The organism is Aridibaculum aurantiacum, assembly GCF_017355875.1.
Taxonomy (GTDB): domain Bacteria; phylum Bacteroidota; class Bacteroidia; order Chitinophagales; family Chitinophagaceae; genus Segetibacter; species Segetibacter aurantiacus.
On the sequence record NZ_JAFEWC010000001.1, the window covers coordinates 620,714 to 640,661 of the forward strand.

Genomic DNA, 19,948 nt, shown 5'->3' on the forward strand with positions numbered 1-19,948 from the left:
ATCGTGCTGCTTTGATGCATATATTGAACATCAACAGCAGTTGCTTCATTAACAAAAACAAACAAAGGCTACAATGCTACAACGATTGATTTTGCCGGTAATGCTCCTGGTTACTTCGGCACAGGCTATTGCACAAAAGCAGGAATTCAACTACAACGATCTCCTCAAGAACAAGCTGCCTGCTAACTTCTACAATCCACTTCCTACCATCCTTCGTTGGGAAGGTGATGAACAAGTTGTTCTTACAAAAAGAAAGCATCCTGACTCTGCCGCTACCATTTACAGGATGAATGTAAAGAACGGCAGCATGACAGAAATTGCAGGCGCATCTTCACCTGTAAGAAGAACAGCAACACCAGCTTTTGGCAAAATCATACTTAGCAAGAGCAATGATCTTTACCTGGTTGAAAATGGTGTTGAAGCGAAACGACTAACTAACTCTCCTGCAGAAGAAGAAAAGAACCCGACTTTCTCGCCCGATAGTACATACGTGGCGTATACGAGAAAAAACAACTTGTTTACCTACAACCTGGCTACAAACAAAGAAACCCAGCTAACCACTGACGGTACCGATGTGATACTGAATGGTTATGCCAGCTGGGTTTATTGGGAAGAAATATTCGGTCGTGCTACACGCTTCCGCGCCTTTTGGTGGAGCCCCGACAGCAAGCAGTTAGCCTACATGCGTTTTGATGAAAGCATGATCCCAATGTTTCCTATTTATGTAAATGAAGGGCAGCACGGGCATATAGAAGAAACGCGTTATCCTAAAGCAGGCGACAAAAATCCTGAGGTGCGTGTAGGTATTGTAAATCCAGCAGGTGGCGCTACCACATGGGCCGATTTCAATGAAAAAGATGACCAGTATTTTGGCTGGCCTACCTGGAACCCTGCCACTAACCAATTATGGGTTAGCTGGATGAACAGGGACCAAAACCAGTTGAAGATTTACGAGATAAACACTGCTAACGGCAGCAAGCGTCCTGTTTATGAAGAACAGCAAAAGACATGGATCACACTGGAAGACAACGCAGGCGAAAGGATCACTTTCCTCGCGAACAACTCCTTCATATTAAAGAGTGACAAAACCGGGTGGAACCATCTTTACCTGCACAACAATGATGGCAGCCTAAAAAATGCAATTACTGAAGGTAAGTTCACTGTACTGGATGTAAAGCTGATAGATCAAAAGAACCAGCTGGTGTACTTTACTGCGCGTGGATTAGAGAATACAGCACGTACAGACCTGTACCGCGTTAAGTTCAATGGCCGCGACCTGAAGCGGCTGACCTTTGGCGAATTCAACCATTCGCAAGTAGAAGTTTCACCTACTGGTAAATACTTCATCACTAGCTATAGCAATGTAACCACACCTCGCCATATGGCGCTGGTTGATAACAAAGGCAAGATACTTCACCAGTTGGGCAGCATGAAGGGCTCAGCAATGGATAATTATGAAGTAGCTAAAACAGAACTGATAAGAATAAAAAGTGCAGATGGTTTATATGAACTGCCTGCAATGGTTACCTGGCCGCTAAACATGGACCCGAACAAAAAATACCCGATGCTCATCAGCATCTACGGTGGCCCTGATGCAGGACGTGTGTGGGACAACTGGACGTGGAACGGCACAAGCCAGTGGTTTGCAAAAGAAGGTCTGATACAGGTTGCTTTCGATCACAGGGCAAGCGGGCACTTTGGTAAAGAAGGTGTGAATTACATGCATCGCAACCTGGGTTACTGGGAAATGGAAGATTATAAAACGATGGCAAAATGGTTCATCAACAATGGCAGTGCAGACCCTGCACGTATAGCTATCACTGGCTTTAGCTATGGTGGATATCTATCAGCATATGCGCTTACTTATGGTGCCGATGTATTTACACACGGCATGGCTGGTGGCAGCGTTACCGACTGGAGCCTGTACGACAGCCACTATACCGAAAGATTTATGGGCACTCCTCAGAACAACCCGGAAGGTTACAAGAGCAGCTCGGTGCTAAATTATATTGACAGGTACAAAGGCATGTTGCAAATAGTGCATGGCACCAGCGATGACAATGTGCACCTTCAGAACAGTATGCAATTGATAAGTGCACTGCAGGATAAGAAGAAGCATTTCGAGTTTATGTTGTACCCGGGAGGAAGACATGGATGGGCAAATATGCCGGCTAAAAATGATCATTATACCAACCTGAAGAACAGGTTTATTTACGATCACCTGCTGCGCAAGCCTATACCTGCAACTGTATTACGTTAATAGATAATTATATGCCCCGCCTACAAGATATATTGGCGCAACACGCCGGGAAGTTTGCAGCAGTGGTTCCGTATGATCGCGCTGCCGATAAGCTACTGCTGCTAAACTTTACCGCCAGCAATACTGCTCTTACTGATGAAGTGTTAAACGACACGGAAAAGTTTTCGCAGTATGTAAATGAACAACTGGGCGTGGAGTACCGGTATGGCGTTGGCGGCTACAACGAGCACCGCACTGTATACAGCAGAAGCACTGTGTTTGATACTACCGATGAACCACGGCGGCTGCATCTTGGAGTAGATATTTGGGGTCCTGCCGGTGTGCCGGTTTTTGCCCCGCTCGATGGTAGAGTACACAGCTTTGCTTTCAATGATCATTATGGCGATTATGGTGCTACCATTATCCTGGAGCACACGCTTGATGGCGCCACCTTTTACTCTTTGTATGGTCACCTGGCGCAGCGCGACCTGGAGGGTTTACATGAAGGGAAGGAGATAAAACAAGGAGAGGAATTTTGTCATTTTGGTGAGCCGGTTGAAAACGGTTACTGGCCGCCGCACCTGCACTTTCAGCTTATAGAGAATATGGGTGAATGGAGGGGAGATTATCCCGGCGTTTGTAAATTTTCTGAACGAGAAACTTACCTCGCCAATGGCCCGGATCCTGACATCATACTGGGTATGGTTCAAAACGCAATACAAGAATAGTTACCCATTTACCTGCAGAAGCTTCAGTAGAGGGCTGCACATTTACCTAATTTTACCACATGGCCAATCAAAATCTGAATACGGAAAAGCAGGGGATGGGACCAGCGGATGTTGAATTTGAAAACAACATCCGGCCTAAAGAAATTGATGATTTTGCAGGCCAGCCCCAACTGATCGAAAACCTTTCCATTTTTATAAAAGCTGCCAAGCTGCGAGGCGAAGCACTGGATCATATTTTATTTCATGGCCCTCCGGGTTTGGGTAAAACCACCCTCAGCCGCATTGTTGCCAATGAACTTGGTGTAAACATCAAAGAAACCTCTGGACCTGTTATTGAAAAGCCGGGAGATCTTGCTGGCTTGCTTACTAACCTGGAACCAAACGATGTATTGTTCATTGATGAGATACACCGACTGAGCACAGTAGTAGAAGAATACCTGTACGCTGCTATGGAAGATTTCCGCATCGACATAATGATTGACAGCGGTCCTAATGCACGCAGCATCCAGCTTACCCTTAATCCTTTTACGCTGGTAGGTGCTACCACCAGGAGTGGGTTGCTTACTGCACCACTGTTATCTCGTTTTGGTATAAAATCACGTTTAGAATATTACAATGCTGATGTGCTAAAGAAGATAGTAGAACGCAGCGCCAATATTTTAACTACTCCTATTACAGGTGAGGCAGCTTATGAAATTGCCCGCCGCAGCCGCGGAACGCCTCGTATTGCAAATGGACTTTTACGTCGTGTTCGCGACTTTGCGCAAGTACTAAGTGATGGAAAAATTGAATTGGCCATTGCGCAGCACGCGCTAAAGGCACTTAATGTAGATGAGCATGGCCTGGATGAAATGGACAACCGCATCCTGCTTGCAATTATCGAAAAATTCAAGGGCGGTCCTGTAGGATTAACCACCATTGCTACCGCAGTAGGCGAAGAGCCGGGTACGCTGGAAGAAGTGTATGAGCCATTTTTGATACAGGAAGGTTTCATGCAGCGAACGCCAAGAGGTAGAGAGGTGACACCAAAAGCCTATGAACATTTAGGCAAACGTGTGCAAGGAAGGGGCGGGATGTTGTTTTAGCATTACCTCCTCCTGGTAACTTTCTGCGAAAAGAAACCAGAGAAACGTTTAAAAAGAAACTGCTTTGCCTTCTTAAGCAAGAAGTACATCACGAAAAAACTGCAGATAAACCCGACAATCAGGCCGCCTATAAAACCATAGGTAAATACTTGGGTAAAGGTATAGCCCATGTTACCTAATCCATTAATGATAGCCAGTATGATGACGCCTAATATGCCGCCGGCTATTGTTGTAGCTATTGTAATAATTCTCCTGATTATAAACATAGTGTTGCTAACACAATTTCCTTACCACAACTACGGGCAGTAAAAGAAAAAGCTCATGCAGTAGTGCACGAGCTTTTCACGAAGTTTAGAGCCAGGTTATGGAGCTACCAGCCTGAAACCATTACCATGAATATTTACGATCTCGATGTTTGGATCATCTTTCAGGTATTTACGCAGCTTAGCAATGTATACGTCCATACTACGGCCATTGAAGTAAGTATCGCTACCCCAGATTTTTTTCAGCGCCTGTTCGCGTGGAAGCAGGTCGTTCTTATGTTCAGCCAGCATTTTTAGCAGATCGTTCTCCTTAGGAGAAAGTGTTTGCATGATGCCATCGTGGCTTAGTTCACGCAATTTTGGATTGAAGTGAAACCTGCCCAGGTCGAACTCGATATTCTCATTGATGCGGTTCTCTTCTTCATTGCGCTTAAGTATGGCTTTGATCTTTAGCAACAGTACCTCGCTGTCAAATGGTTTGGTGATATAATCATCCGCACCCAATTTGTAACCAGCTATGATGTCTTCTTTCATTGTCTTCGCACTCAGGAAGAACAGAGGAATATCAGGATCCACATCACGTATTTCTTCTGCCAGCGTAAATCCATCCATGTTAGGCATCATCACGTCCAGCAGGCATATATCAAATTTTTCGCGCTGAAAAGCAGCCAGGCCCAACCTGCCGTCTCTTTCCAGTATTACATCATAATCATTTAATTCCAGGTAATTTTTCAGCACCATTCCCAAATTAGTATCGTCTTCGCACAATAGTATTTTGTATTTTTTTCCGTCCATGATTGGTCAATTTTTGATTATGATTTTAAAGATAAAACTATCAGCCGAAGCTATACAAGTTGCTGGTAATTATTTTGTTATTGAAAAATAAGCCAATGAAATCACAACCTGTTTGTTGTATCGTTTTATGAAAAAATTGTGCCATTAGCTCCTCTCTCTTTGGCAACTCCGTTTGCCTCTATAATTTTGCCGCTCATTTTTTAGTTATGCTTTTAACACCCGATAATAAACTGAAGAAGCTGATTGTAATTGGCGATAGGGTCTTGATAAGACCATCTAAAGCAGATGAAAGAACACAAACAGGACTTTATCTTCCGCCGGGTGTGCACGAAAGGGAAAAGGTGCAGCAGGGGCAGGTAATAAAGACAGGTCCGGGTTATGTGATACCCATGCCCGTGGAAAATGAACCATGGCAGAATGAAGAAGAGCATGTGAAATATGTACCACTGCAGGCACGTGAAGGTGACCTGGCAATTTTCTTGTTGAGCGGCGCCACCGAGATCATGTACCAGGGTGAGCGTTACTATATAGTGCCACAGAGCGCTATATTGATGCTGGAAAGAGAGGATGAGCTGTAGGGGAGGCCATTAGGTGGGAGACGTGAGGCGTGAGGCGTGAGAGAACGGGTTTCTGGTTCCTGTTTTATTGTTCCTGGTTTATTGTTTCTAGTTCATTGTGAGGTCGCTAATGCATGAGTACCTCGGAGTTGTATCTAGAACCTGTTATTGTAAATCGTACTCCGTATTTCAAACCTCATACTTTCCATTTGTATCTAGTATTTCGTACTTCCTACTTGTTCTTCTAGTCTTTAAAAGTTTCCGGGAACAGCATAGGTATGATTGGAATAGCTGTTCCAATTATGATCCAGATGATGGGTATAAGGATGCCTTCTACAAAATCGTACATGATGAAACGTGTGCTGTCATCGGGATGAACAAGTAGCTTAATGGAAGCTCCCGGCTTGTATAATGGCCTGTCTGCATTGTCGGCGCCACATATTAGTTGCTGCGGATGACCGTGCATATCAGTAAACGAAACAATGGGTGAATAAAAGTATTTCTTACCCATCAAAGCATCATCCACTGTTTTTACTTCGTTGCCCACAATGGTGCCTGTTACTTTATAATAATTCTTTACCCTGCGGGCATACACTACCAACCTGTACAGGCCTAAGCCAACAATGATCGTAAATAAGAACCAGGTCATCTCTAGTATTTGAACCCGAAAAGATAGGTGAATGTTTTTTGCAAAGACAGCATGTAAGCAGCTGCAACAAACAATTTTTGGCTATGTTGTATCCAGCTAAATATTAACTTTCTAAAAAAATACAAATGGCAGACAAGGCAAAGTTTGTAGAAACAATAAAAGCGGGATATACATTTAAAGGAGAGAGTGTGAAGATAGGTGCGGGAATGGTGAATGGTGAAGTGGTAGATGGTGCAGACATAAACCTGCCATTGCGAAGTATGAACAGGCACGGGCTGATAGCAGGCGCTACCGGTACGGGTAAAACAAAGACGCTTCAAATGATAAGCGAGGCGCTAAGCAATGCCAGCGTACCTGTACTGCTGATGGATATAAAAGGTGACCTGAGTGGTATAGCCATGCCGGGTACTTTGAATGATAAGATAAAAGAAAGGACACAGCTGATCGGTATAGATTACCAGCCTACACAATTCCCTGTGGAGCTGCTTACACTGAGTAAGCAAAAAGGGGTGCGACTTCGTGCCACCGTTTCTGAATTTGGTCCCGTATTGCTTTCAAAAATTTTAGGTCTCAACGATACGCAAGGCGGGCTGGTAGCCATGATCTTTAAATATTGCGACGACCAGAAGCTACCCCTGCTTGATCTGAAGGATTTCATTAAAGTACTGCAATACCTGAGCAGCGAGGGCAAGGCTGAAATGGAAAAGGATTATGGTAAAATATCAACCACCAGCGCAGGCACCATTCTTCGGAAAGTAATAGAGCTGCAACAGCAAGGTGCTGATGTGTTTTTTGGAGAACCCAGCTTTGAAGTAGAAGACCTGATGCGTATAAGCGATGATGGTCGCGGTATGATAAACGTGCTGCGTGTAACAGACCTGCAGGATAAACCAAAACTTTTTTCATCATTCATGCTTCAGCTGCTGGCCGAGTTATATGCTGTTAGTCCTGAAGAAGGCGATCTTGAGAAACCGAAACTGGTGCTATTCATAGATGAGGCGCATCTTATTTTCCAGGAGGCGAGCCAGGCACTGCTACAGCAGATAGAAACAGTTATCAAGTTGATCCGCTCCAAGGGGATAGGTATATTTTTCGTTACACAAAACCCGATGGATGTACCTGCCAGTGTTCTGGGCCAGCTGGGTATGAAGGTGCAACATGCGCTGCGTGCATTTACAGCGGTTGATAGAAAGGTCATAAAGCAAACGGCAGAAAACTACCCGATCACGCAGTTTTACAAAACAGATGAATTGATAACTCAAATGGGTATAGGCGAAGCATTGGTAACTATGCTAAATGAAAAAGGTGTTCCTACTCCGCTTGCTCATGTTATGCTTGCGCCACCTACCAGCCGTATGGATGTACTTACGGATGTCGAGATAGATAGCATTGTAGGCAAGAGTAAATTAGCCGCTAAGTATAACAAGGAGATCAACAGCGAAAGTGCACATGAAATACTAACAGCAAAACTGGAAGAAGCCGCCGAAAAGACCGCAGCTGCCAAAGAAGAAAAAGCTGCTGGTAAAGCCGCACCTCGTCAAACTAAAGCAGCCAAGGAAGAAAGCTTTTTTGATAATCCAATGGTTAAAAGTGCCGGGCGTACAGCTGCTACTATGATCACCCGAAGCCTGTTAGGCGCATTGGGTTTAGGCGGTAGAAGCAGAAAGAAAACGAAGAGCTGGTTTTAAAATTTCAAGGTTGTAGCAGCGATGGAGACTAGGCTTTCCTGATCAATCCTTTTGCATCAACAGATAATTTTCCTTCTGCCTGCAGGTAGTCGAGTACCTGCCACACCTTTTCTTTTTTCAGGCCTTTCATGTGGTCCAGCAGTAGCTTTATATCTGCTTCTGCGCTGCTGATGTGGTGCAATATGCGCTGGCTGATGATCTTGAATTCTTCATCTGTCAGCTGGCTGTTTTTCTTTTCCAAACAATTGTCGCAACTGCTGCAAGTTTGCAATTCAGTATCCCCAAAGTAATGGCCAATGTACTGGCTGCGACATTTATCCTGCAGCATTACATACTGCTCCATTGCCTGCACGCGCAGTTTGTATTCCTCCTTTCGTTTCAGGTAATCGTGCTGGTTAAAAACAAGATACTCAGCCGGCGCACGGTCTTGAAGAAAGAATAATTGTGGTGTTTCTTTCTGCGGATGATACTCGATAATGCCAAACGCCTGTAGTGCCTTTAGTTGTTGCTGAAGTTCTTCGGTGCTTAGCTTCGTTAACCTCGCCAGCAGGTTCTCATTTACCGAAACAAGATTATCAAAGATGCCTTCATAGGTGCGCAGCAGGTATTTTACCACATTATCATAAGCAGGATGCGATGCTTCAAATGCATGAAGCGTTTCTTTAGAACAGCTAAAAGATATTTTAGTAGAAATAAAAACCTGCTCATTAAAAGCAAGGTGTCCTTCCTGTTCGAGTGCTTTTAAAGCATTGACAACAGGAATGGTTTCAAGCTTAAACTTCCTTACAAAATCATTGAGATTAAAATCAAAGTATTGTCCTTCGCCACTACCTACAGGTAATTGTAAAAAATTAGCAACAGCCTGGTAGATGTCGCGGATATCTTTTACGGAAGGATATTTTTTTGCTGGCAGTTCTTTTAGTTCAGCAAGCTCCTGCTGCGTATACAGTAGTACTGCAAAAGATCGTTTGCCATCTCTGCCAGCACGGCCTGCTTCCTGGTAGTAGTTCTCCAAGTTATCAGGAATATCTACGTGCACCACCACCCGCACATCAGGTTTGTCAATACCCATCCCAAATGCATTGGTGCAAACAATCACTGTAATTTCATTCTTTATCCATCGTTCCTGTTTATGGCTTCTATCAGCCTGCAGCAAACCTGCATGGTAATAATCTGCAGAAATATGGTTCAGATGTAGGAGGTGTGCGATCTCTTTTGTTTTTTTCCTGTTGCGGCAGTAAACAATAGCTGAGCCTGGTACTTTTTGTAAAATATCTACCAGCTTGTTGATCTTGCTTTCTGCATTGAAAGCACTCATGGAAAGATTGTCTCGTGCAAAGGATTGCCGAAAGATTCCTGGGTTGGCAAAATGAAGTTTGTCGCATATGTCCTTTTGTACAACGGGTGTTGCAGAGGCGGTAAGAGCAAGTATAGGCACGTTTGGAAATTCGCTGCGTAATTTGGCAATGCGCAGGTAAGGCGGCCTGAAATCATACCCCCATTGCGATATACAATGCGCTTCATCTACTGCAATTAGATTGAGTTTAAGAGCAGGTAGATATTCTTTAAATAGTTGCGTTTCCAACCGCTCCGGTGAAACATAAAGGAACTTGTAGTGGCCATAGCATGCATTCTGAAGTGTTTCTTTTACTTCATAGTGGCTCATGCCGCTGTAGATGGAAAGCGCAGGAATGTTTTTCTTTTTCAGGTTATGCACCTGGTCTTTCATTAGTGCTATCAGCGGACTGATCACGAGGCAAATGCCTTCGTTCACCATTGCCGGCACCTGGAAACAAATGGATTTTCCTCCACCGGTTGGTAGCAGTGCAAGCACATCTTTACCATCCAAAACAGATTGGATGATTTCCTTCTGTAATGGACGGAAGGAACTGTAGCCCCAGTACTGTTGTAGTATTTCGTGTGGTGAAGGCAATTAATTTTTAGAGGGCTTGAGAAGGATCAGAGATAAATTTGGGATGCTTGCAAAATCTTTATCGGTAGTTAACAAAGTTAGATTATACTGAATAGCGGTGGCTGCGATAATAGCATCTGGAATCCTGATGCTCTTCTCTTGTTTTAGTTTAATAGCAAGATGTTTTATTTCCCCAGTAAAGGGGTAGGTTATAGATTGTTCTATTAAAGCTTTTCTTATTTGAAGATCTTCTGTTTCAATATTTTTTACACCTAATAGTTCTATTTCAGTTATCACTGATATAGAAAATAATTCTTCCTTATAAGGCAACATAAACTCCATTCCCTTTAGGAAGTATAAAATGACACTCGTGTCTGACAATATCATTGCCATTCTTTTCTTACCTGCTGTTGAAACTCTTCTCCATCTACTTCATCGGGATTGGCTCCAAAAAAAGAAGAAATATCACCTTTTTGCGGTGCCTTTTTATTTTGTTCCTCAAGTTCCTGCAACTTCAATTTTTTCTTCTCAATTTCCTTTTCTTCATTCATAACTGATGGCTTGTGAGATTTAAATTTTGTTGTTTAAAAGGTACAAATTTTACTCCACCTTCTTATAGTTCAGCCAAAGTGAGTTTGCTGCAAGTACTACATCGCTGAAGCCCATGATCAGCGCACCGGCTGTAGGCGTAAGCAAACCTACAGCAGCTATTGGTATGGCTACTATGTTATAGATGAACGCCCAGAACATATTGCTCTTGATGGTGCCATAGGTCTTTTTGCCTAGCTGAACTGCCAGTGGAAGCTTTGTAAGGCCGCTGTTCATCAAAACAACAGAAGCGCTTTGTATGGCCAGTTGTGATGCCTGGCTCAGGGATATACTTATTGTAGCCTTTGCCAATGCAGGTGCATCGTTTATGCCATCACCAACCATGATGGTTGGCTTCTCATTTGCAAGCTGTGTTATCTTTTCTAGCTTTTGCTGCGGTGTCTGTTCGGCAATTACTTCATCAATACCTAGTGTTTCTGCTATGGCTTTACATTTTGCATAGCTATCACCACTAAGCATAATGGTGTGAATGTTTGCCCTGCGGCAATAGTCTATTACCTCTTTAGCTTCGGGTCGTAATTCATCTGCAATGTCTATCCAGCCTACTATCTCATCATTCTTCTTTACATAAAGATGATGTGCTCCTTGTACACTGTCGTCTATTCGTGGTGAACCTATGAGATAAATATTCCCATCCTTGTCCTCCGCTTTCATTCCTATTCCTTTTATCTCTTCTACCTTTTTCCATTTCATCACCTTGCTCGTCTTCCATTGTTGAGCAATGCTTTTGGCAATGGGATGATTTGAAAATTTCTCAAGTGAAAACACCAGCGACTTGAAGTCATCTGCAGGTAGAGAAGATTCAAATTCGGTAACTACAAAATTGCCATTGGTAAGCGTTCCTGTTTTATCAAATACGATCTGTTGAATGTTGCGAAACAGCTCCATGCTTTTGCTGTCGGTATACAAGATGCCTTCACGGGCTGCCCTGCCTAAGCCTACGGCAATAGCAGCAGGTGTCGCTAATCCCATAGCACAAGGACAAGCTATTACCAACACGGCTATAGAACGCATCAGGCTCTGCTGAAAAGTAACACCATCAACAAAAAAATAATTGATAGCAAGTGTAACCAAAGCAATGGTGATAACGATAGGAACAAATATGGCGCTGATTTTATCAGCCAGCTTCTGCACCGGCGGTTTATGCCCCTGTGCCTGTTTCATCATTTGAACAATGCTGCTGCGGACAGTGTCTTTACCTGTTGCTGTTACATAGCATTTCAACGTACCATTAGAAACAACGCTGCCACCAATTATAGTGTCTCCTTGTTTTTTATAAACAGGTAAACTTTCACCACTCACAATGGCCTCATTTATTTCAGCATCACCGCTGAGTATTTTACAATCTGTTGGCACCTGCTCGCCAGACTTTATCAATATCAAATCACCAACTTGTAATGCGGTGTTTTCTACAGGAAAAATATTTTCATTGTGTTGATCGTCATAAGCAATCATATTGGCCATCACCTTCTGTTCCTTCGTTAGCTCACGCACCGTCTTTTGTGTCTTCTGAATGGATACATCTTCTAACCAGTTGCCAAAGAAAACAATGGTGATAATAGAAGCTGCTGTTTCAAAGAACATCATACCGGGATTGGCTGTCAATAGGCCAATGACGCTGTACACGAAAGCTGATACAGCACCAAGCGTTATCAGCACATTCATATTAGGAACACCTGTGCGCAGGCTGTTGATGGCGCTCTTACCAAAGAAGCTCATGCCTACTATAAATACCGGTAAACAAAGGAATAACTCGAGTACAGGGTTATGCAGGAAGTGCCATCCAAACGTCATCCCCAGGTGACCTGCCATTAGCAGCAGCGTAAAGGGCAGGCAGAAAAAAAATTTTTGTTTAGTTGTTCTAAGCCATTTGCTTTTTGGTGCTGTAGCACCTGTTTTTTCTTCACCCGAAACAATTGTATATCCTAGCAGTTCAATATTTTTCCTGGCCTTGTCTACGCCACCATTTGCTGTTGCATTTTCAAATGCTACTTCACCGTTCAGTGGGTTTACAGCTATTTGCTTCATCCCTTGTTTTTCCAGCACCTTACTTACGCTAAGTGCGCAGTTGCTACAGGTCATACCTTCCACTTTCCAACTTATCTTTTCCATAGGTAAAATCTTCTTTTGCAAAATTATGCTGTACTACTTCGGCTACTGCTTTACATTCAATGATATCTTTACTACACAGTTGCATTTCAGCGGCATACGCCCATTTTTTACAAGTTGTTGACATTATGGAATTCACATTCACATTAGATGATATAAAAGCTACAGCAGCAAATGTGTGGCAGGTGCACCAGCACCAAAAAGTGTGGGCGCTTCATGGGGAGATGGGTGCAGGTAAAACTACTTTTGTGCATGCGCTTTGCGAAGTGCTGGGTGTAACCACTGCTATTGGAAGTCCTACTTATTCTATCATCAATGAATATGCAAGCAGCAAAGCCGGAACTATTTATCATATGGATCTTTACAGGCTGCGCGACGAAGAAGAGGCAATGCAAGCTGGCATAGAAGATGCTATCTACAGCGGTAATTTATGCCTGGTAGAGTGGCCGGAAAAGGCTGCAATGCTATTGCCCGATGATTGTCTTCACCTGACCATTCAATTAATAGATGCGCAGACAAGGATGATCAGCTCGGCAAAGCATTAAGCAGCTCTTAATATCAGCTACCTATTTAAGCAGTAACTTTATCCACCAAAAACACGCCTCTACATGTCGTCATTGAAACCGCTGGTTAGTACTTCATTTACCTACGAAACGCTTGAAGAAACGCTTGATGTGAAGGCTCGTGGAGCTCAATTGCATATTGGCATTCCAAAAGAAACTGCGTTCCAGGAAAATCGTATTGCACTAACGCCAGAGGGTGTAAGTGTGTTGGTAAGCAATGGACACCAGGTGGTAATGGAAACAAAGGCTGGCGATGGCAGTAAGTTTACTGATAAAGATTACAGCGAAGCAGGAGCTAAAATTGTGTACGAAAAACAGGAGGTTTTTAAAGCGCCTATTCTTGTAAAGAGTGCTCCTGTAGTAGCAGAAGATCTCCCGCTGTTGCAAATGAGCCAGGTGATCGTTTCGCCTATTCATCTTTCTGCCATGCGTAGCGAGTACCTGCAGTTCATGATGGAGAAACGCATCACTGCACTTAGTTTTGAAAACCTGAAAGACGACAGCGGCACTTACCCGATTGTTAGGAGTATGAGCGAGATAGCCGGCAGTGCTATCATGCTGATTGCAGGACAATACCTCGGCAGCGCCAATAGCGGAAAGGGTGTTTTACTAGGAGGTATAAGCGGTATTCCTCCTACAAAAGTTATCATCATTGGTGCAGGTGTAGTAGGAGAGTTTGCCACACGTACAGCTTTGGCACTGGGTGCTTCTGTAAAAGTTTTTGATAACAATGTGTACCGGTTAAAACGCCTGCAGAATAATCTAGGTGTAAGAGTATGGACAAGCGTAATTGAACCTAAGATCCTGGCCAAGCAATTAAAGAGTTGCGAAGTGGCTGTGGGTGCTATGAGCAGTGAGTTTGGTCGTACACCGGTGGTGGTAACCGAAGAGATGGTGACCAATATGCGTTCTGGCAGTGTGATAATAGATGTAAGTATTGACCGCGGTGGATGCTTTGAAACCAGTGAAATAACCAGTCACCAGCGGCCAACGTTTGTAAAGCACGATGTCATCCATTATTGTGTTCCGAATATTCCGAGCGGCTTTGCCCGTACTGCCAGCCAGGCTATCAGTAATGTGCTAATGCCACTACTGCTAGATGTAAGTGAAGAAGGTGGCTTTGAAGAAATGGTATGGCACAACTTCAATCTTCGCCATGGAATTTACATGTACAAAGGTCATCTAACTAATTTCTATTTAAGCCAGCGTTTCGACCTTAGATACACTGACCTGAATTTGCTGATCGCCAGCAGGAGGTAGTTGTGGGTAGGCGTGAGGAGAGAGGCGTGAGGAGAGAGACGTTAGATGTTAGATGTTGGATGTTAGCGTGAAGGCTAGCCTGATTCGTAGGAGAAGCTATTTGTAATCCATTATAGAAAGTGTCCTCTTGCAGAAAGCATATTCTACTTCATCATTACTGCTTACTATTACTGTTTTTCCTTTTGTATAATCTTCTACCAGTTTATGATACAGTGCTATGCCTGTAGCATCCAGGTTGGTGCATGGCTCATCGAGCAGCAATAAAGGAACATCGGAAAAGAAAGCCTGTGCTAGTTTTACCCTTTGCTTCATACCACTGCTATAGTAGCGGATCTGCTTATGTGCTGCTTGTTGCAAGCCTATAATCTGTAAAATTTCTTCAATGGAAATGCCGGGGATCAATTTCTTAAACTGGTGGTGAAACTGGAGAAATTCAGTAGCAGTCATTTCTTCAATAACCTCCAGGTAGGGAGCAGCAATAGATAAGTGTTGATGCACTTTTTCTTCATCCACCAGCTTTTCATCCACCTGCCATTCTACCTTGCCTTCATTAATGGCCATGTTGCCACTGATCACTTGCAGCAAAGTGCTTTTGCCACTACCATTAGCACCTGTAATGGCTACGGTATTACCAGGGAAAATCTCAGTGGAAAGTTGTTTGAAAATCCAATCGCGGTTGAAGCGTTTACCTGCATTGGTAAGCTTAATAGTCATCGAGCCCGGATTTTACAGAGCGTTTTATTATCCCGGCTTTTGAATTTTCTACAAAGCCAATGATATCTCTCTTCACCTCCGTATCAGCCAATGTTTCGTTGATTATCTCAATTGCTTTAGATGTAGTATGCCCTTGTACAAACAGGATATGATAGATGGCAGAGATCTCATCAATCACTTCTTTTGCATAGCCGCGGCGTGTAAGGCCTACATTGTTTATACCAACATAAGCCAGTGGATCGCGGGCAGCTCTTACATAAGGAGGAACATCTTTGCGAATGAGAATTTGACCTGCTATATAAACATGCGCACCTATGTGGATGAACTGGTGAACACCTGACAAACCACCCAGAATGGCATAGTCATCTATGGTTACATGCCCTGCCAGTTGAACAGCATTAGCAAGAATAACATGATTGCCAACAAAGCAGTCGTGCGCTATATGTACATAAGCCATCAGCAGGCAGTTGCTGCCCACCTTAGTCTTCCACCTGTCTTTTGTGCCCCTGTTTATGGTTACACATTCGCGTATCGTGGTGTTGTCGCCTATTTCTACAGTAGTTTCTTCACCAACAAATTTCAGGTCTTGTGGTATGGCGCCAAGTACTGCGCCTGGGAAAATGATACAGCCTTTGCCAATAGTGGTGCCGCTAAAGATGGTAACATTAGGCATTACATGCGTACCCTCTCCGATAGTTACATTGTCCTCTATAACCGAAAACGCGTCTACACGTACATTTTCAGCTATGCGTGCCCCTGGATGTATCTGCGCTAAAGGACTAATCATCTTGCTTTGTTCTTTTAACTATTTGAGCAACCAATATTGCTTCTGCTGCTATTTTACCCGCTACGTATATAGTTCCCTTCATTTCTACCAGTCCTCTTCTTATCGGGCTTACCAGCTCCATGTGCAGGATCAGCGTATCGCCAGGTACTACCTTTTGTTTGAACTTACAGTTGTCTATCTTAAGAAAGTAAGTATCGTATTTATCTTCTGTGTCTTTTGGTATGGCTAATATACCACCGCACTGAGCCAACGCTTCTGCAAGTAGAACACCTGGCATCACACAATTACCAGGAAAGTGTCCCTGGAAGAATGGCTCGTTGTAAGTAACATTCTTAATTCCTACAACCTTTGTATCGGTAAGTTCAATGATCTTATCAACCAAGAGGAACGGGAAGCGGTGAGGCAAAAGCTTTTCTATAGCGTGCACATCAAAAAGCGGCGGCTTCGTAGGATCATATACAGGTATCTCACCTTTTTGCTTCACTTTTTTAATATGCTCCTTCAGCTTTTTAGCAAACATCACATTGGCAGCATGGCCAGGTTTGCTTGCTATGATATGAGCGTTAAATGCAAATCCAACCAATGCAAGATCACCGATTACATCCAGCAGTTTATGACGAGCCGGCTCATTGTCAAATCTTAGTTCTGCATTGTTCAGGTAGCCTTGCCCTTTAGGAATCTCTATATCCGGAAAATGTGCTTTTAATTTTTTTACCTGGTTGTCGGTTACTGGCTTGTCAACCACTACTACTGCATTGTTCCTGTCACCACCTTTTATCAGGTCATGATCCAGCAGCCACTCCAGTTCATGGAAAAAGCAAAATGTACGGCAGGGAGCTATTTCGTTCTTAAAGTCTTTAATGTCTTTCAGGCTTGCATGCTGCGTTCCTAGTACAGGACTATTGAAGTCAATTAGCGCATTTACGCGGTATTCAGTAAAAGGAAGCGCCACCATTTCAACCCCTCTTTCCTCATCTACAAATGTGATGTTGTGCTCAATATTGTAAAATATCTTGGCTACCTCTTGTTGTTTTACACCAGCTTTTTCAATGGCCTCTACAAAGGCATGTGCGCTACCATCCAGTATTGGAACTTCATCACCGTCTAGTTCTACCAGTGCATTATCTACACCCATACCCACAAAAGCAGCCATCAGGTGCTCAATGGTATAAATGCGTGCACCATTGCTCTCAATGGCAGTACTACGGTTGGTCATTACTACATTGTCAACATCTGCTTTTACCACAGGCCTGTCTTCCAGGTCTACCCGTTGAAAGTTTATTCCTGTATTAGGAGCCGCAGGTTTAACCACCATATTTACCAGGTGCCCTGTATGTATACCGGGTCCCGATATACTAAATTCTGTTGCGAGTGTATGTTGAAATGTTTGTCCGTTACTGTGCATAGCTCCTTTAAAAGTGGCGAAAGTATGAAAACTATGCTTTTCTATAAAAAGTAAAAACCCTGCAACTACTGGTGCAGGGTTTATTCAAAAGCTTCGATATACAGCTATTTATACATTATACTGAGCCTTTTCTTCCAGTAATTGTTTTACCAGGTTTTCCAGGTCAGTTATTCTTTTTTCAAGTTCGGGAAGGTTGCGGGTAACAGCCTGGCTGCGTAATGCACTCGCATATTCATAAGCAGGAGACCCAGTAACAGATGATTTTGGCTTTTTAATGCTTTTGCTTACGCCGCTTTGAGCGTTTATGCGGCTACCATCAGCTATTTGTATATGACCTACTACACCTGCCTGGCCACCAATCATTACGTTGTTGCCTATTTTGGTACTGCCACTTACACCAGCTTGCGCTGCAATCACCGTGTTTGTACCTACTTCTACATTGTGGGCTATCTGTATCAGGTTGTCAAGCTTGGCACCAGCGCGTATTACGGTAGAACCAATGGTAGCACGGTCAATAGTAGCATTAGAGCCGATCTCTACATTGTCTTCTATGACCACGTTACCAATCTGCGGAACCTTTTTGAAAGTGCCATCGGCTTGCGGCGCAAAACCAAAGCCATCGCCGCCTATCACCGTGCCAGAATGTATGACCACGTTTTTGCCGAGTACACAATCGTGGTAGATCTTAACACCTGGGTGAAAAATACAGTTGTCGCCAATCTTTACATTGTTGCCAATAAATACGCCAGGGAAAATTTTCACATTGTTGCCAATGCTCGTGCCATCACCAACATAGGCGAAAGCGCCGATGTACACATTTTCACCTTTGGTAGCAGTGGTTGCCACATAGGAAGGTTCCTGAACGCCATTGAGCTGGCTGGTCTTTAATTGCTGGTAATGGTGCAGTAAACTGGCAAAAGCGGAGTAAGGATCAGCCACGCGGATAAGTGTGCTCTGAACAGGATGTTTCAGTTGAAGCTTTTCGCCGACAATAACGACGGATGCTCCTGTGGTATATAAAAAATCTTCGTATTTGGGATTGGCTAAAAACGCAAGTTGTCCTTTTTTCGCTTCTTCTATTCTGCCAAAACTATCAACGCTACAGTCCGGTTCTCCTTCTATTTTTCCTTGTAGTAAAACCGCTATTTGATTTGCCGTAAATGTCATGTTTTTGTTTTTAGCCGTGGCAACGAGCTCACAGCAAAAATCATCCTTCTTTTGAAAACGCCGGATTGAATAGCTGCAAAACTATTCATAAAAACAAATGTAGAATTTTTTTACAGGGGTTGCCATTGTTTTATGTATCAAGGCATTGTCTACCTGCGAAATATCTTTCACCTGCCCGTTTTTGAATAAGATATTGATCCTTTCATCCTTCATGGTGTACATGGTATTTATGGTTTCGCCAGTAAAAGCCAGGTACCCGCTTTCCACTTGGGTGATGTTTAACTTCTGACAAGCACTTTCAATTTTCTGCTGCAGCGTACTTTCATTTATTGGGTCAGCCTGCAGTCGCACTTTCAAAAGTTTACGATCCAGAATATTCGTACATAAAGTTTTTAGAATGGTATCAGGATGGTGGCGCCACATTTTGATGGCGTGCATGAAATCATAATCATCCATCTGGCAGAATTTTTCTAGTACATCGTCGGTTATAACACCATCAAACCTGTGGAGGAAGAAGTCAATAGGAGTATGCGTTTGTAAAGAGCCATCTCCTTTTTCTGTTAAGTACCTTACCCGCTCAATGATCTTTACCATCATTTTCTCTGCAGCCAATACTGTTTTGTGTAAATAAACTTGCCAGTACATCAGGCGACGCGCCACCAGGAATTTCTCTACGCTGAAAATTCCTTTTTCTTCTATCATCAGCTCACCGTTGTGAACCACCAGCATTTTTAAAATTCTATCATAACCAATTACGCCTTCGCTTACACCGGTAAAAAAGCTATCGCGGCTTAGGTAATCCATCCGGTCTACATCCAGTTGTCCACTTATCAGTTGGTGCAGAAAACGCTTCGGGTATTTATCAGTGAAAATATCGATGGCCATTGTTAGTTTTCCGCCCAGTTGTTCATTCATGCTGTGCATCAGCTTAAGGCTCATGGTTTCGTGGTGTACACCGCGCAGCAAAATATTTTCAAGCGCATGGCTGAAAGGTCCATGTCCTATATCATGAAGTAGAATAGCAGCCTTAGCCGCCACTTGTTCTTCTTCGGTTATTTCCACTCCTTTACTGCATAATTCAGTGAGCGCACTATTCATCAGGTGATATGCGCCTAAGGAGTGATGCAGCCTGGTGTGGACAGCACCAGGGTAAACAAGATGCGCCAACGCCATCTGGTAAATTCTTCTAAGCCTTTGGTAATATGGATGCGCTATCACCTGTTGGATCAGCGGGTGACTAACAGTGATAAAACCATGAACGGGATCGTTGATGATCTTGCGGGAGAATGAAGCCATATAATGATTTAAAATGTAAAACTACAGGATGACCAATGATAGAAAGGGTTTATTTTCTGTAGGTTAGAAAATAAAAGCCTTCTGTTGCCAAACTGTTAACGTCACCATCTTTGTGCTTGTTA

The 19,948-nt window shown here is 43.4% G+C and carries 19 protein-coding genes; 7 read left to right on the top strand and 12 right to left on the bottom strand.

The features are described from left to right. Positions 1-73 precede the first annotated feature (73 nt). From J4N22_RS02695 to ruvB, 3 genes are read left to right on the top strand one after another with little or no spacing between them, the layout of a single operon-like run. The gene (locus J4N22_RS02695) at positions 74-2,260 is read left to right on the top strand and encodes a S9 family peptidase (RefSeq protein WP_207492172.1); all 2,187 of its coding nucleotides are present in this window, start codon (positions 74-76) and stop codon (positions 2,258-2,260) included. An 11-nt stretch (positions 2,261-2,271) separates the two neighbouring features. Further along, positions 2,272-2,967 (top strand): peptidoglycan DD-metalloendopeptidase family protein, encoded by a 696-nt coding sequence (locus J4N22_RS02700; RefSeq protein ID WP_207492173.1) that lies wholly within the window; start codon positions 2,272-2,274, stop codon positions 2,965-2,967. 59 nt (positions 2,968-3,026) lie between these two features. Then, the gene (gene ruvB / locus J4N22_RS02705) at positions 3,027-4,052 is read left to right on the top strand and encodes a Holliday junction branch migration DNA helicase RuvB (RefSeq protein WP_207492174.1); all 1,026 of its coding nucleotides are present in this window, start codon (positions 3,027-3,029) and stop codon (positions 4,050-4,052) included. 2 nt (positions 4,053-4,054) lie between these two features. Here ruvB and J4N22_RS02710 read toward each other — a convergent pair whose 3' ends face one another. Both J4N22_RS02710 and J4N22_RS02715 read right to left on the bottom strand, forming a co-directional pair. Then, complete coding sequence (locus J4N22_RS02710) at positions 4,055-4,318, bottom strand: hypothetical protein (RefSeq protein ID WP_207492175.1); 264 nt, start codon at positions 4,316-4,318, stop codon at positions 4,055-4,057. Positions 4,319-4,414: 96 nt separating this feature from the next. Further along, the gene (locus J4N22_RS02715; RefSeq protein ID WP_207492176.1) at positions 4,415-5,110 is read right to left on the bottom strand and encodes a response regulator transcription factor; all 696 of its coding nucleotides are present in this window, start codon (positions 5,108-5,110) and stop codon (positions 4,415-4,417) included. Positions 5,111-5,316: 206 nt separating this feature from the next. On the opposite strand from J4N22_RS02715, the gene J4N22_RS02720 reads away from it, so the two are divergent. Next, a complete protein-coding gene (locus J4N22_RS02720; protein ID WP_207492177.1) occupies positions 5,317-5,688 on the top strand; it encodes a co-chaperone GroES in 372 nt (123 codons plus the stop codon). Positions 5,689-5,911: 223 nt separating this feature from the next. On the opposite strand, the gene J4N22_RS02725 is transcribed toward J4N22_RS02720, so the two are convergent. Further along, on the bottom strand, positions 5,912-6,316 hold the full coding sequence (locus tag J4N22_RS02725; protein WP_207492178.1) for a DUF3592 domain-containing protein: 405 nt from the start codon (positions 6,314-6,316) through the stop codon (positions 5,912-5,914). Between the two features lie 125 nt (positions 6,317-6,441). Here J4N22_RS02725 and J4N22_RS02730 point away from each other — a divergent pair, with 125 nt between their 5' ends. Then, positions 6,442-8,004 (top strand): helicase HerA-like domain-containing protein, encoded by a 1,563-nt coding sequence (locus J4N22_RS02730; RefSeq protein WP_207492179.1) that lies wholly within the window; start codon positions 6,442-6,444, stop codon positions 8,002-8,004. Positions 8,005-8,032: 28 nt separating this feature from the next. On the opposite strand, the gene J4N22_RS02735 is transcribed toward J4N22_RS02730, so the two are convergent. From J4N22_RS02735 to J4N22_RS02750, 4 genes are read right to left on the bottom strand one after another with little or no spacing between them, the layout of a single operon-like run. Continuing rightward, the gene (locus J4N22_RS02735) at positions 8,033-9,937 is read right to left on the bottom strand and encodes a RecQ family ATP-dependent DNA helicase (RefSeq protein WP_207492180.1); all 1,905 of its coding nucleotides are present in this window, start codon (positions 9,935-9,937) and stop codon (positions 8,033-8,035) included. After that, on the bottom strand, positions 9,938-10,309 hold the full coding sequence (locus J4N22_RS02740) for a type II toxin-antitoxin system VapC family toxin (RefSeq protein ID WP_207492181.1): 372 nt from the start codon (positions 10,307-10,309) through the stop codon (positions 9,938-9,940). Then, the gene (locus tag J4N22_RS02745; protein ID WP_207492182.1) at positions 10,300-10,467 is read right to left on the bottom strand and encodes a hypothetical protein; all 168 of its coding nucleotides are present in this window, start codon (positions 10,465-10,467) and stop codon (positions 10,300-10,302) included. The genes J4N22_RS02740 and J4N22_RS02745 overlap by 10 nt, the downstream gene beginning before the upstream one ends. 49 nt (positions 10,468-10,516) lie before the next feature. Beyond that, positions 10,517-12,637, bottom strand: coding sequence for a heavy metal translocating P-type ATPase (locus J4N22_RS02750; protein WP_207492183.1), 2,121 nt, complete (start codon positions 12,635-12,637; stop codon positions 10,517-10,519). Positions 12,638-12,762: 125 nt separating this feature from the next. On the opposite strand from J4N22_RS02750, the gene tsaE reads away from it, so the two are divergent. After that, the gene (tsaE, locus tag J4N22_RS02755; protein WP_207492184.1) at positions 12,763-13,179 is read left to right on the top strand and encodes a tRNA (adenosine(37)-N6)-threonylcarbamoyltransferase complex ATPase subunit type 1 TsaE; all 417 of its coding nucleotides are present in this window, start codon (positions 12,763-12,765) and stop codon (positions 13,177-13,179) included. A gap of 63 nt (positions 13,180-13,242) precedes the next feature. After that, entirely contained in the window at positions 13,243-14,457 is a 1,215-nt protein-coding gene (locus tag J4N22_RS02760) for an alanine dehydrogenase (RefSeq protein ID WP_207492185.1), read from the top strand. 96 nt (positions 14,458-14,553) lie between these two features. Here the strand turns inward: J4N22_RS02760 and J4N22_RS02765 are convergent, their stop codons facing one another. From J4N22_RS02765 to J4N22_RS02785, 5 genes are all read right to left on the bottom strand, one after another. Beyond that, entirely contained in the window at positions 14,554-15,171 is a 618-nt protein-coding gene (locus J4N22_RS02765) for an ABC transporter ATP-binding protein (protein WP_207492186.1), read from the bottom strand. Then, complete coding sequence (gene lpxA / locus J4N22_RS02770; protein WP_207492187.1) at positions 15,161-15,958, bottom strand: acyl-ACP--UDP-N-acetylglucosamine O-acyltransferase; 798 nt, start codon at positions 15,956-15,958, stop codon at positions 15,161-15,163. The genes J4N22_RS02765 and lpxA overlap by 11 nt, the downstream gene beginning before the upstream one ends. Further along, complete coding sequence (locus J4N22_RS02775; protein WP_207492188.1) at positions 15,951-17,363, bottom strand: bifunctional UDP-3-O-[3-hydroxymyristoyl] N-acetylglucosamine deacetylase/3-hydroxyacyl-ACP dehydratase; 1,413 nt, start codon at positions 17,361-17,363, stop codon at positions 15,951-15,953. The genes lpxA and J4N22_RS02775 overlap by 8 nt, the downstream gene beginning before the upstream one ends. Before the next feature lie 108 nt (positions 17,364-17,471). Continuing rightward, positions 17,472-18,530, bottom strand: coding sequence for a UDP-3-O-(3-hydroxymyristoyl)glucosamine N-acyltransferase (gene lpxD, locus J4N22_RS02780; RefSeq protein WP_207492189.1), 1,059 nt, complete (start codon positions 18,528-18,530; stop codon positions 17,472-17,474). An 81-nt stretch (positions 18,531-18,611) separates the two neighbouring features. Beyond that, positions 18,612-19,826 carry an HD domain-containing protein gene (locus J4N22_RS02785; protein ID WP_207492190.1) on the bottom strand — a complete coding sequence of 405 codons (1,215 nt, stop codon included), beginning with the start codon at positions 19,824-19,826 and terminating at the stop codon, positions 18,612-18,614. Positions 19,827-19,948 lie beyond the last annotated feature (122 nt).

Excerpts from the sequence above, each read along its gene's own strand:
- lpxD (WP_207492189.1), bottom strand. The coding sequence starts at position 18,530 with ATGACATTTACGGCAAATCAAATAGCGGTTTTACTACAAGGAAAAATA.
- J4N22_RS02730 (WP_207492179.1), top strand. The coding sequence starts at position 6,442 with ATGGCAGACAAGGCAAAGTTTGTAGAAACAATAAAAGCGGGATATACA.
- lpxA (WP_207492187.1), bottom strand. The coding sequence starts at position 15,958 with ATGATTAGTCCTTTAGCGCAGATACATCCAGGGGCACGCATAGCTGAA.
- J4N22_RS02725 (WP_207492178.1), bottom strand. The coding sequence starts at position 6,316 with ATGACCTGGTTCTTATTTACGATCATTGTTGGCTTAGGCCTGTACAGG.
- J4N22_RS02740 (WP_207492181.1), bottom strand. The coding sequence starts at position 10,309 with ATGGCAATGATATTGTCAGACACGAGTGTCATTTTATACTTCCTAAAG.
- ruvB (WP_207492174.1), top strand. The coding sequence starts at position 3,027 with ATGGCCAATCAAAATCTGAATACGGAAAAGCAGGGGATGGGACCAGCG.
- J4N22_RS02695 (WP_207492172.1), top strand. The coding sequence starts at position 74 with ATGCTACAACGATTGATTTTGCCGGTAATGCTCCTGGTTACTTCGGCA.
- J4N22_RS02785 (WP_207492190.1), bottom strand. The coding sequence starts at position 19,826 with ATGGCTTCATTCTCCCGCAAGATCATCAACGATCCCGTTCATGGTTTT.
- J4N22_RS02760 (WP_207492185.1), top strand. The coding sequence starts at position 13,243 with ATGTCGTCATTGAAACCGCTGGTTAGTACTTCATTTACCTACGAAACG.
- J4N22_RS02765 (WP_207492186.1), bottom strand. The coding sequence starts at position 15,171 with ATGACTATTAAGCTTACCAATGCAGGTAAACGCTTCAACCGCGATTGG.
- J4N22_RS02710 (WP_207492175.1), bottom strand. The coding sequence starts at position 4,318 with ATGTTTATAATCAGGAGAATTATTACAATAGCTACAACAATAGCCGGC.
- J4N22_RS02700 (WP_207492173.1), top strand. The coding sequence starts at position 2,272 with ATGCCCCGCCTACAAGATATATTGGCGCAACACGCCGGGAAGTTTGCA.
- J4N22_RS02720 (WP_207492177.1), top strand. The coding sequence starts at position 5,317 with ATGCTTTTAACACCCGATAATAAACTGAAGAAGCTGATTGTAATTGGC.
- J4N22_RS02775 (WP_207492188.1), bottom strand. The coding sequence starts at position 17,363 with ATGCACAGTAACGGACAAACATTTCAACATACACTCGCAACAGAATTT.
- J4N22_RS02715 (WP_207492176.1), bottom strand. The coding sequence starts at position 5,110 with ATGGACGGAAAAAAATACAAAATACTATTGTGCGAAGACGATACTAAT.
- J4N22_RS02745 (WP_207492182.1), bottom strand. The coding sequence starts at position 10,467 with ATGAATGAAGAAAAGGAAATTGAGAAGAAAAAATTGAAGTTGCAGGAA.
- tsaE (WP_207492184.1), top strand. The coding sequence starts at position 12,763 with ATGGAATTCACATTCACATTAGATGATATAAAAGCTACAGCAGCAAAT.
- J4N22_RS02750 (WP_207492183.1), bottom strand. The coding sequence starts at position 12,637 with ATGGAAAAGATAAGTTGGAAAGTGGAAGGTATGACCTGTAGCAACTGC.